The sequence below is a fragment of the Yersinia alsatica genome, assembly GCF_902170305.1.
Taxonomy (GTDB): Bacteria; Pseudomonadota; Gammaproteobacteria; order Enterobacterales; family Enterobacteriaceae; genus Yersinia; species Yersinia alsatica.
This window is the reverse complement of record NZ_CABHWW010000032.1, coordinates 1-9,090: the sequence shown is the minus strand read 5'-3', so window position 1 is coordinate 9,090 and position 9,090 is coordinate 1. Positions and strand designations below refer to the sequence as shown.

Genomic DNA, 9,090 nt, shown 5'->3' with positions numbered 1-9,090 from the left:
AAGGCATCACCAAATGCCAGGAACATATGAGGATTTAGAAGAACGATTACTTTCTAATGGTCAGCGCTGGAGCCTGCCTTATTTTCCGAGATTTAACTTTGTCATTATATTTATCTATGTTTAAACTGGTTGTATTCATAGTATAATTCCCATAGTGATTAGTCAGTATGAGACAGATAAGCATCATATCATTCAATATATAATTTCGAAGTGAACTCCTTTGTATAGTCAGCGTTAGCTATTGGTGCTGTTATTAGTTCAGGTGGAGGTGAGATAAGGTTAATCAGATACGTTATTTTCTCCATTGTAGGAACTACAGGACTTGGATTTTCAGACAGATAAGGTGAAAAGACATTAATTAAATCTAATAACAGCTCATCATCTAAAATACCTGAATTTTGTATCTCCTGAATAACCAAATCTAACCCGTAAGAGTAAGATAATATTTGTGCGGCAGCATGCGATAATGGGTTATGTTGACAATCAGCGACTACTTTCTTCTCGACCTCCTGAGCAAGATTGGTGGGAACAGTCATCGGATTATTAAATCGGTGTGTCCTAACCATGTGCTTTGCAATTTGGTATGACATTACTGAATTGTCACCAGCATAAGTTAATGCTGCCTCTGCATCATTCTGCAATGTGATGATTTTATTATAATGATGGAATCCCAAGGCTCCACACATCAAACGACACTGACGCAGAACATCCAAACCCAACGATGTTCCAATATACTTTCCTGCCGAGGCTAGGATTTGCAACTCTTTATATGAATTCTTATTTTCCCACGAGTTTACAAACATCCTGACAATTATCTTTCCCATAATCATAATCGCCGCAGACTTTAATAACTCAGGATATAATCGTTGGCAAAATAGAGGCTCCATAATTAATGTTTTACATGTTGGTTCATATGATATAATTCTATTCTGAGAGTATTTAAATGTAATATTAAGTGCAGTTGCTGAGGATTTTACTAGCATATATAATGGGATTAGTCTTTCTTGTAAAAAAGTTTCAAATAAATTTATATAACGCTGTGGTTGATCCATTTCGCTATGATATACGCCGTCAGAAGATATTTTTGAATAGCGTTGTAACATAGCATCGAGAGGGATGCTAACCTGATTAAATCGAATTGCAGCCATCTGTATTCCGTGCATTCCTCCTTCAGGGCCTACGGTGATGATATTTATACCAGGAAATAATATCCCTTCATCCTTATCCCTTAACGGGACTCGAAACCAATGAGGGCCATGATCAGTATCATTAACTATAAGTCTTGCTAATACCATGCCCACTGATGCGCTGTAGAGAGCATTCCCTATCCAAAACTTACATGAACCAGAGCTTGGGGAGTGAAGGAGCATTTTTTTTGTTTATGCTCATAGGTTACCGTGGTTTCCAGATTCTTTACGTTAGTGCCGTTGGCAATTTCTGAACAACACATAGAGTATATGCAGTGAAGGTTATTTACTTCATCATGGTATTTCTCCATCTGAATAGGGTCAGACTGTGTGAACATAACATTCCCAGAAATCAGATGGGTAGATATCGATATTGCTAATGAGTGGTCAAATGCACCAATTAAACCTATATTTTCACATAACTCATTGAACTTAATTTCTTTACCCTGCCCAAGCCACATATCATTGTGAATTAATTTCTCTTTAAAGATCAACTTCATCCTTTTTACAGTTAAATCTATATAGTCACGCCTGGAAATGTGATATTTCAATTCAGCATTAAATAATGGCAACTTGAAAAGCTCCATAAGTTTACTATTAACATTCATACAAACTCCAAATAAATTATCGTGATAATTCTACGCGGGAAAATGAAAATGCCAGACATTAGAAATGACAGGCAAGATTAGTATAATAGTTATTAAAATATACATTACATATATTTCAGGTTGAATTTAAATTATTAACTAAAAAATATAATTATTATAATGAGCTTTTATTTAATAATTTGTTTTACATTTATATTAAACACAACATTAATTAATTTATCAAATACAATATTAATTGATTATGTATTATTTAGCAGTCTAACCTCTTTTGCTTTATTTTATTTAACTTATTGTTTTAATTTAACTAAATGCTATGTATGAAAATTGAATTTAAAGCTCTGGTGAACCTTTTGTGCCATCCCTCACACAAAACCCATCACATGCCCCGCGCGCCCGTAGGCGGCAGACTGACCGAATGAATATTTTTATTGCTGGCCTTAAGCGCCTATTGGCTAACATTATCAGCCCTTTAATTCGGCACTGATTTAGCTATAGGGTGCTGGAGACAAAAAAAGGTACCAACCAAAAGTTGATTTGGCTTAATCAGAAATAATCAGCCTACCCCGCTAGCATGGTGGAAAACCAACACCAGGGAAACCAGCATGCAGCTTTTGAATCCAGTTAGTTTACGCGGCAAGCAGGTAGAACTAGTGAAAGAAGAACTCAATTTTGAGGCCATGACCAATGGCCGGTAAGCGTAAAAACGCGGCCGATAATTGAATGCCTACCAGAGTATTCCGTGGCCCCAGCGCTTATAACTTCAAACACCCGGACGGGCGCACTCGACACTACTCAAGCCGAAGTCTGGGTTCATTATGAGAAGTTTATTAATGAGGAAAAAGACAAATCAACGTTAAATACCTTAGTTGAGTCTTTTTTCAGGTCTGTGGATTTCATCGATTTAGCAACCGAGACACAAAAAGACTATCGGAAATATGCCTCTAAGTTATTACCTGTTTTCGGGGCCATGCACCCCGATAATATAAAGCCTGAGCATATTAGAAAATATATGGATAAGCGGGGCTGAGTAGTAGAACGCAAGCCAACAGGGAAAAAACGTTTATGTCTCGCGCTTATAGATGGGGGTATGAACGGGGTTCTGTGAGAGGCAATCCGTGCAAGGTGGTTAAGCAATTTAAAGAGCAATCAAGGGAGCGCTATATTACAGATGAAGAATATAACGCTTTGTATAAAGTTGCGCCGGATGTCGTAAGGGTAGCAATGGAAATAGCGTACTTGTGCCTCGCAAGACAAGCTGATGTGCTTTCATTACGCAAAGATCAACTCAGAGAGCAAGGGCTATACATCAGGCAGGGTAAAACAGGGGCGAAACAAATCAAAGAATGGTCGGTACGATTGCGCAACGCTATTACACTGGCAGAGTCCCTACCCTTACAACCAGGTATCAGCAGCGTATACATCATCCGCCAACGCACTGGACTGCGATATACGCGTGACGGTTTTAATAGTCGATGGCGCAAGGCCAGAGAAACGGCAAAAGAGGCTCACCCTGAATTGGATTTTAATTTCACATTCCATGATCTGAAAGCCAAAGGTGTTTCTGATCTTGAGGGTTCACTCAGTGAGAAGCAGGCAATATCAGGACATAAAAACATGGGTCAAACAGCGCGGTATGACAGGAAAATAAAAATTGTGCCGGTGGTAGGTAATCAGAAGAAGTGATTTTTTATGCGTTAGTTGAATTTTATGTTCCTAAATCATCTTCCTAACATCTTCCTAAATGTGATTTCAGAAACAAAAAAACCGCCTCACGGCGGTTAACGACATACTCATACTGCTTTGTTTTACTTAGATTTGTTTCCATGGTGCCCGGGGCGGGACTTGAACCCGCACAGCCATAAGCCGAGGGATTTTAAAAACTCTCACGGCATTATGGAAATCAATCACTTACGTAAAATCAGTAAGTTACCAAACACGATGGCGGGTTAGTTTGGGTTGTTGTGGGGGTGGTAGTCACAGTAATACAAGCTAAGCTTAATGCTCAGTAAATCAGATGTGTTCATTCATCTCTAATTTGACATTCTTGCTACTCAGCATGTTACCAAATCTGCCGATCGGTTCAGTGCCTGATATGGATATTACAAACAGCAATGTATGTTATTTAATTGGATACAGATCAACTCAACTCAACTCAACCATTTGGCGTCAGTTACGACGAGATATCCTTATCAAGAGTAAAATAAATTTAGGGAGATAATTTATCCCCCTTGTACTAGTCAATCTGAACTAAGAATTAGTTAAAATTTATTAACTAATTGATCAATGTGCTGTCGAGCCTCCACATAACGAGCCCTCACAACCTGCACCTCCTCACCATTTGGCATAGTGTAATATGTCTGAGCAGGTAAATTCAGCAAAGGGATACCAAGTGTTGCTGACACTTTGCCCGATGTATGGAAATCCTTAACTTCAGATAAATACGATGCTATCCAATTACCTACATTATTAATAGGTTGAGACGGAGTGGAAAATAGGTTGGGGTAACTGACAAATTGTTGATATGCAAAGTTACACAACGCATCTTTGATAGCATCATATGCTGTTGCAACACCATTGTTTGTTGTGTAATTGTTAAAAACAAACCGTTCCATTTTAGGAAGATTTAAATTATTATCAGAAACTTGTGAATGAAACGTTATAAACTTTTCAGCGTAGGTTTGCGCAGCAGCTGTCGGATAATGTGCGTAAAGAAGGGTCATAATTCCCTTTAAACCTTCCAATGAAGAGTAGTCTGCCATCATTGGGATAATAATCTTATCTGAGGATACAAGAGCCATTTGAGTATAAATGGAAAAGCTCGGGTTACAGTCAATGAAAACTACGAGATCTTCATATCTATCCTCATGTTCAAGGTCGCAAAGACGACGAAATGCTGTCATGTACTGTCGCCACGCCTGTCTATTTGCAGGGTTGATAACGGCATAGTTTAATGATAATGCCAGAGATTCAAGGAACGAATCACCCGCGATTAAGAACAGATTATCTGCGATAATATTATTGTGCGCGTGAACATTAGTTTTAAATGACTGGGGTATACTGGTAAATCCTGAATTACCTGCCAGTAGCCAATCCAAAAATCCGACCACATTACTCCGTGTTCTTTTCGATTGTAATTGCTGGTTTCGAGCATAACCCTTGTCTCCTCCCCCCAACAGATATTGCGAAATGTTTGCCTGCGGACATAAATCTATCACTAAAACTTGGGTATCAGGATGGCGAGCCGCAAATTCCGCAGCTAGGTTAAATCCTAATGTTGTCTTGCCGACCCCCCCCTTATTGTTGTACATCGCATAAATTGTTGTTGCCATCTTACCCTCATATGAAGAATGAATTAAAAAACGATATAGTTATTAAGTATTAAAAATCAATACTATAAAATTAGTACCATGGTAGTATTTTTCCTACTAAACCAATGTGGCATACTCACCATTGATTAGTACACGCAGCTATTCGGTATTGACTCGTTGTGACCACTGTAGATTGTAAGGCCGATAAGTTCACTCTTATCTGACCATAAGATTTTTTCGTACCTTGCTACAGAAAAAGCTATCATTGCCCTCAAGAGCTAGATATTCCAACAACGTCATAATTCGTTCATTCGACGCAGTTATTACAAAAATCTCCAACCATATTATTCATCATTAAATTCTCACATTATTAATTTTTAAAAATACGATCATATGGATTCAAACTCACTGCCGCTTCTAAATGATCCGGTGCAAAGTGGCTGTAGCGCATGGTCATTTGGATAGTGGAGTGCCCGAGGATTTGTTGCAGTACTAATATGTTGCCACCGTTCATCATAAAATGACTGGCGAAAGTATGGCGTAGAACGTGGGTTAACTGGCCGGTAGGTAGTACCAGTTTAGCCCGGTCAATGGCTTGGCCGAATGCGTCATAGGCATTGGCGAATAAGCGCCCTTTCATCTTTGGAATTAGTTTATGCAGTTCCGCAGAAATAGGGACTGTACGGTTCTTTTTACTCTTGGTGTTGATATAGGTAATTTTATTTGGCATCACCTGAGCTTGTCTTAGTTGCTCCGCTTCACTCCAGCGCGCGCCGGTAGCCAAACAGATACGAACAATGATACCGAGATCTTTATTGCTGGAATTGTCACACTCATGCAGCAGACGCTTAATATCGTCTTCATAGAGAAAGGTTAACTCGTTTTCACTTTCACGAAATAGCCTAACGCCATCCAGTGGATTCGCATGATTCCAATGTCCCAGCCTTTTTAATTCATTAAACACGGCTCGTAGGTAGGCATGTTCACGATTAACCGTTGCCTCTTTTGGCGGTTTAACGATTCCGTGTTTTGGTTTACGACTAAACTCACCGGCTAAACGCTGCTTGCGGTACTTGGCGAACACTTCCCGGTCAAAATCAGCAACAGCAGGATCGCCCAAGTTATCACACAGGATATTGAGTTTATTTAATCTTGCTTCGCCGTCACTCAAAGAGCGCCCGTGGAGTTCATACCACTGACCAACCAATGTTTTTAACCTCTGCGCGGCAGTCTCTGCCGGTGTGTAGTCAATATCCAGATCACCACGTTGTGCTAACTGCTCACGTTCAAAGCGCAACGCCTCGCCGCGAGTAACAAAGGTTTTCCTAACCCGCTTACTGTCACGACCATCTGAGTAAAAATCACAGACCCACTTCCCGTTGGGTAACTTCCGTACTGCCATAAATAAGTCCTCAAGAATAATCCCTTGGGCTTATTTACTGTATATAAAAACAGTAGTCAATGTTTGATATGCAACACGACAAACATCTGATTAAAAACTAACGTGTACAGGTTTTCTTTGATTTACTGATAGAGCCATCATTACAGACAAATTTCCCATTTTCACAATGGGATACCCCGCCTTTTTTACCGGAACAGGGGTAATTTCTAGCCATAGTGATCGTAGGTAAAGATAAAAGAAGAATACCGATTACAGCACTAGCTAATAATTTCATTAGATTATTATTCCATTAGTGCGTCGATTACTTTTTAGCACTGACTATTAATAGCCCGTAATTTCACCGACAACTTTCGCCAGTATATTAACCTCACTAACCGGCCAATTGACATCATTGATTCGCCATACATCACCCGGTAAACGAGCAATATTACTAATTGAGGTCACGCCTGCTTTTTCAATCAACCAAAGACCGTCAGCAACATTTTTAAATTGGCGCTCGACCAAAAAATAGCGTTTCTCATTAGGGAACGAAATTAATTCAGGTTCAATAATCTGAACGGGCAGTAACTCTGAATCTAGCAATATAGTGGATGCATCTATCAGTAAGCCATCTTCAAGGCTTTTATGAGCAATAGATTTGGCGGTTTCATGTGCGGCAGGTTTAACCGGTTCCTGAGGTTCACCCTCACCAGTTGCAAGCCAATGCAATGAAACACCTGTTTCTAAAGCACAGAGCACAATCTCTTTGCCCGGAAAGTAATCACGTTTGATCCAAGTGCTGATTGTTCCCGTTCCTGCACCTAGATAAGCCGCTAATTCTCTTTGTACTTTAAAACCATAGGCTTGCATCATTCTTTCTACTGCTGCAATCCCGCCGCTTAGTTTTTTATCATCCATGCTCGCAAAAACCCCTTTACATACTCGCATATGCATAGTTTAATTTGTGAATTGATGGCAAATACCCACCAACACCTATATTAACCACCATCAAACAGGATGCCCTATGAATCAGAACCTTGCAATAACAGTTACGTCGCCCTATTTGTCACTCACTGAGTTCTCAAAATTGAGCGGAATCCCTTATGAAACCTGCCGTGGCATGGTGAAAGACGGTCGTCTACCTATCCGCCAGAAAGTTCGCAAAATGGAAAAGGTTCTCGTAAATATGATCGCTCTCACTAAAGAAGCGGCAAACCAGTAATGTTCGATATTCAAATTTGCCAACTAATTGTCGGCATATGTGAGGAAGTAAGCCATGTTTGATTTTTCAGTGTCCAAACATCCGCACTTTGATAACGCCTGCCGCCAGTTTGCGTTAAAGCACAACTTAGTTGAGCTGGCAGCAAACGCAGGGATTGCGGCGCAAGTTCTGCGTAACAAATTGAATCCTGACCAGCCGCACCGTTTGACCGTTGACGAACTGCTACGCATCACCGACCTAACCGAAGATCCAACATTATTGGACGGTCTGCTGTCGCAAATCAATTGCATGCCATCTGTGCCAATCAATGAAGCCTGCACCGGCAATATCCCGACTTATGCGCTACATGCTACTGCCGCCGTAGGTTCTATTGCTGCCGCTGCGGTGCAAGGTAATCACAAAACAGCATTCAGCAAGTCTGCTCTGCTGGATAGCGTCAATACTGCGATTCGTCACCTGTCACTGATTGGCCTGACAGTGCAGGCGCGCATTCAGTCAACCCCTGCGCTTGCTTCAACCGTTGATGTTATTAGCGGCTTGAGTGCTGTCGCCGGTTTGAGTTGAGGTGTCTTTATGATTATTTCTATTGCTCCATTGTTGAAACAGCAAAGCCCGATAAACCTGCGCCATTTCGGTAACGGTGTGCTGGAGTTGAAAAACGGCCAGCGCTGGAAGCCGGGAAGTAATCAAAAGGCGCTTTTACAAGAATTGTCCTCTGCAAAGAAGACGCCAATATTACGCCGTTTATTCGGGCGTTAATTGGGGGTTATATGTTGCAATTAACGGAATCTGAAAAATTAAGAATGACGGGTATTGCTCGTATTGCTGAATTAAAAGAAACGCATTTCCGTAATAGAAAGAATATTGCTCAGGAGGCTTTTGATAAGTCACCGGCACATTTACGGAAAACAATCTGTTTTCATGCCGGGTTAAAAAGTCGCCATGTAAATATGCAGTTTTCAGAATTAAATCCGGCAGAAAGAGAATCTGTTGTTGAAACGTTAAATTATTTAATTGAGTTTACCCGTTCGTTGCCGTCATTTGTCAGTAATGATGACTGCACACTGAATATTATTAATTAATCATCACCGCAATATATGGCGCTTCACTCGCCGGGTTTCGTATTGCCTAAAAACAGGAATTATTTATGCAGAATACAACACAAAAGATATGGATGGGCGTAGACCCGGCCAAGCCGGGCAGTGACCGCTCAGTCACAATGATGTCAGTTGAATCAATGGAGCTAATGCTCAATGAAGCGCGCATGGATGAAAGAAAGAATCAGGCCGCACTAGTTTCATTTCGTTTGGATGAGATTGCTAATCAAATTCTAAACCGGGAGCTGAACGGCGTAGAGGCGGCGGAACTGCTTAACCGAGTAGCC

General features: G+C 40.6%; 10 protein-coding genes and 1 pseudogene. 6 read left to right on the top strand and 5 right to left on the bottom strand.

From position 1 onward, the window contains the following. Positions 1–188: 188 nt before the first annotated feature. The gene (locus FTA96_RS19155; RefSeq protein WP_235897548.1) at positions 189–1,295 is read right to left on the bottom strand and encodes an acyl-CoA dehydrogenase family protein; all 1,107 of its coding nucleotides are present in this window, start codon (positions 1,293–1,295) and stop codon (positions 189–191) included. 29 nt (positions 1,296–1,324) lie between these two features. After that, on the bottom strand, positions 1,325–1,795 hold the full coding sequence (locus tag FTA96_RS19150) for a hypothetical protein (protein ID WP_145574609.1): 471 nt from the start codon (positions 1,793–1,795) through the stop codon (positions 1,325–1,327). A gap of 720 nt (positions 1,796–2,515) precedes the next feature. Between FTA96_RS19150 and FTA96_RS19140 the strand changes: the two are divergent. Continuing rightward, positions 2,516–3,478, top strand: a pseudogene (locus FTA96_RS19140) (tyrosine-type recombinase/integrase). A 575-nt stretch (positions 3,479–4,053) separates the two neighbouring features. Here the strand turns inward: FTA96_RS19140 and FTA96_RS19135 are convergent. The 3 genes from FTA96_RS19135 to FTA96_RS19125 all read right to left on the bottom strand — a co-directional run bounded on the left by FTA96_RS19135 (position 4,054) and on the right by FTA96_RS19125 (position 7,402). Further along, positions 4,054–5,124, bottom strand: a complete 1,071-nt coding sequence (locus FTA96_RS19135; RefSeq protein ID WP_145574606.1) for a ParA family protein — start codon at positions 5,122–5,124, stop codon at positions 4,054–4,056. A 349-nt stretch (positions 5,125–5,473) separates the two neighbouring features. Further along, positions 5,474–6,505, bottom strand: a complete 1,032-nt coding sequence (locus FTA96_RS19130; RefSeq protein ID WP_145574603.1) for a phage integrase — start codon at positions 6,503–6,505, stop codon at positions 5,474–5,476. A gap of 321 nt (positions 6,506–6,826) precedes the next feature. Further along, positions 6,827–7,402: a phage repressor protein CI gene (locus tag FTA96_RS19125; protein ID WP_145574599.1), complete on the bottom strand. Its 576-nt coding sequence runs from the start codon at positions 7,400–7,402 to the stop codon at positions 6,827–6,829. A gap of 106 nt (positions 7,403–7,508) precedes the next feature. Between FTA96_RS19125 and FTA96_RS19120 the strand changes: the two genes are divergently transcribed. The 5 genes from FTA96_RS19120 to FTA96_RS19100 all read left to right on the top strand — a co-directional run. Continuing rightward, positions 7,509–7,706, top strand: coding sequence for a hypothetical protein (locus FTA96_RS19120; protein WP_014609005.1), 198 nt, complete (start codon positions 7,509–7,511; stop codon positions 7,704–7,706). Between the two features lie 54 nt (positions 7,707–7,760). Further along, positions 7,761–8,270: a phage regulatory CII family protein gene (locus FTA96_RS19115; RefSeq protein ID WP_145574596.1), complete on the top strand. Its 510-nt coding sequence runs from the start codon at positions 7,761–7,763 to the stop codon at positions 8,268–8,270. Between the two features lie 9 nt (positions 8,271–8,279). Next, positions 8,280–8,465, top strand: a complete 186-nt coding sequence (locus FTA96_RS19110) for a phage filamentation protein Fil family protein (protein WP_145574593.1) — start codon at positions 8,280–8,282, stop codon at positions 8,463–8,465. A gap of 11 nt (positions 8,466–8,476) precedes the next feature. Beyond that, positions 8,477–8,788 (top strand): hypothetical protein, encoded by a 312-nt coding sequence (locus tag FTA96_RS19105; RefSeq protein WP_145574590.1) that lies wholly within the window; start codon positions 8,477–8,479, stop codon positions 8,786–8,788. Positions 8,789–8,853: 65 nt separating this feature from the next. After that, a partial coding sequence (locus FTA96_RS19100) for a DUF2732 family protein (RefSeq protein ID WP_145574587.1) occupies positions 8,854–9,090 on the top strand: 237 nt, incomplete at its 3' end.

Excerpts from the sequence above, each read along its gene's own strand:
- FTA96_RS19125 (WP_145574599.1), bottom strand. The coding sequence starts at position 7,402 with ATGGATGATAAAAAACTAAGCGGCGGGATTGCAGCAGTAGAAAGAATG.
- FTA96_RS19105 (WP_145574590.1), top strand. The coding sequence starts at position 8,477 with ATGTTGCAATTAACGGAATCTGAAAAATTAAGAATGACGGGTATTGCT.
- FTA96_RS19120 (WP_014609005.1), top strand. The coding sequence starts at position 7,509 with ATGAATCAGAACCTTGCAATAACAGTTACGTCGCCCTATTTGTCACTC.
- FTA96_RS19135 (WP_145574606.1), bottom strand. The coding sequence starts at position 5,124 with ATGGCAACAACAATTTATGCGATGTACAACAATAAGGGGGGGGTCGGC.
- FTA96_RS19155 (WP_235897548.1), bottom strand. The coding sequence starts at position 1,295 with ATGGTATTAGCAAGACTTATAGTTAATGATACTGATCATGGCCCTCAT.
- FTA96_RS19115 (WP_145574596.1), top strand. The coding sequence starts at position 7,761 with ATGTTTGATTTTTCAGTGTCCAAACATCCGCACTTTGATAACGCCTGC.
- FTA96_RS19130 (WP_145574603.1), bottom strand. The coding sequence starts at position 6,505 with ATGGCAGTACGGAAGTTACCCAACGGGAAGTGGGTCTGTGATTTTTAC.
- FTA96_RS19150 (WP_145574609.1), bottom strand. The coding sequence starts at position 1,795 with ATGAATGTTAATAGTAAACTTATGGAGCTTTTCAAGTTGCCATTATTT.
- FTA96_RS19110 (WP_145574593.1), top strand. The coding sequence starts at position 8,280 with ATGATTATTTCTATTGCTCCATTGTTGAAACAGCAAAGCCCGATAAAC.